Genomic DNA, 1,481 nt, shown 5'->3' with positions numbered 1-1,481 from the left:
TTGGGTTCAAGGGGTCGTCGCAACACCACTTGGTTTCAGGTGGTGAGTAGATCACGTAGACGCTCGGCTGGGGTATCCCAGCCGAGCGTCTTGCGTGGGCGGCCGTTGAGTTCCTGGGCGACGTGTTCGAGGTCTTCGGGGCTGTGGACGCTCAGGTCGGTGCCCTTCGGGAAGTACTGGCGCAGGAGCCCGTTGGTGTTCTCGTTGGAGCCGCGCTGCCAGGGCGAGGCCGGGTCGCAGAAGTACACGGGCATGCCGGTGGCCATGGTGAACTGCTTGTGACGTGCCATTTCGCTGCCCTGGTCCCAGGTCAGGGAGCCGCGCAGGTGATCGGGCAGGGTCTGGATCGTGGCGACGAGCCCGTCGCGGACGGTCTCGGCGTCGTGGGCTCCGCCCGGCAGGTGGACCAGCATGGTGTAGCGGGTGCTGCGTTCGACCAGGGTGGCGATCGCGGATCGCCCGCCCGCGCCGATGATCAGGTCGCCTTCCCAGTGGCCGGGCACGGCCCGGTCCTCGACGGCGGCGGGGCGGTCGCTGATCATCACCATCGGGTCGACGAACCGGGGTGTGCGCCGCTGCGGGTCGCGGCGTGGCTTGCGGCGGGCGCGGCCGGAGCGGATGGCGGCCTGGACTTCCCGTCTCAGGCCACCGCGGGCCTGGAAGTACAGCGCCTGGTAGATCGTTTCCACGCTCACCCGCATGCATTCGTCGTCGGGATACTCCTTGTGCAAAGCGTGGCAGATCTGTTCGGGTGACCACCGCTTGCGCAGTTTGTCCTTCACGAAGCGGCGCAGCGGTCCCTCACGCAGCAGCTTGCGGTCCTTGGGCCGGGGTCTGCGGGCTGCGGCGGCCCGGTGAGCGGCGTAGGGCTGGTAGCCCTCACTGCCGGAGTTCGCGTCGATCTCCCGCTTGACCGTGCTCGCCGGCCGCCCCAGCGCCCGCCCGATCGCCCGCAGGGATCGCCCCGCCGCGCGCAGATCGCGGATCTTCTCGCGTTCGGCGAGCGTCAGGAACCGCGGATGGAGCTGCTTCTCCAGGGCCGTCAGGCCCACCGGTGCTGTGATCACACCGGACATCGTGACGGTCCCGGTGGCGTAGTCGACACGGCGCCCGTCCGGATAGGTGCGCGATGAGCGGCTCTTCTTGACGCCCCAGTCCCAGTCCTTGGCCGTGCGCTCGTTCACACCGACCTGCCGGGCCGCCACCCGGCGGGAGACACCGGCGGCACGAAGCCGCTCGTACTCGTCCCGCCCGGGATGCCGGCGCGGCAGGCGCACCGAGGTCCGTCCGGCCCTCCGGGCCCAGCCGAAAGCAGTGTTCCGGTTCACCCCCAGCTCGCGCGCCACCACGGTCACGTTCCCCACGGCATCCAGCCGCGCAAGGAAACGCTCCCTCAACCCCGCAAGATCATCCCGTCCAACGACCACGGTCCTCGCAACTCCCACAGATCGCGGGTGTTGCGAGGACCGCTAGAACCCAAG

General features: G+C 69.5%; 1 protein-coding gene. It reads right to left on the bottom strand.

Features of this window, described 5'->3' with window-relative positions:
* Positions 1-35: 35 nt before the first annotated feature.
* A complete protein-coding gene (locus IE286_RS26855; protein ID WP_443743035.1) occupies positions 36-1,271 on the bottom strand; it encodes an IS30 family transposase in 1,236 nt (411 codons plus the stop codon).
* Between the last annotated feature and the right edge of the window lie 210 nt (positions 1,272-1,481).

This window comes from Streptomyces thermodiastaticus (assembly GCF_014656135.1).
GTDB classification, from domain to species: domain Bacteria; phylum Actinomycetota; class Actinomycetes; order Streptomycetales; family Streptomycetaceae; genus Streptomyces; species Streptomyces thermodiastaticus.
Note: the sequence above shows the minus strand (reverse complement) of the source record. Positions and strands in the feature narration are given on the sequence as shown.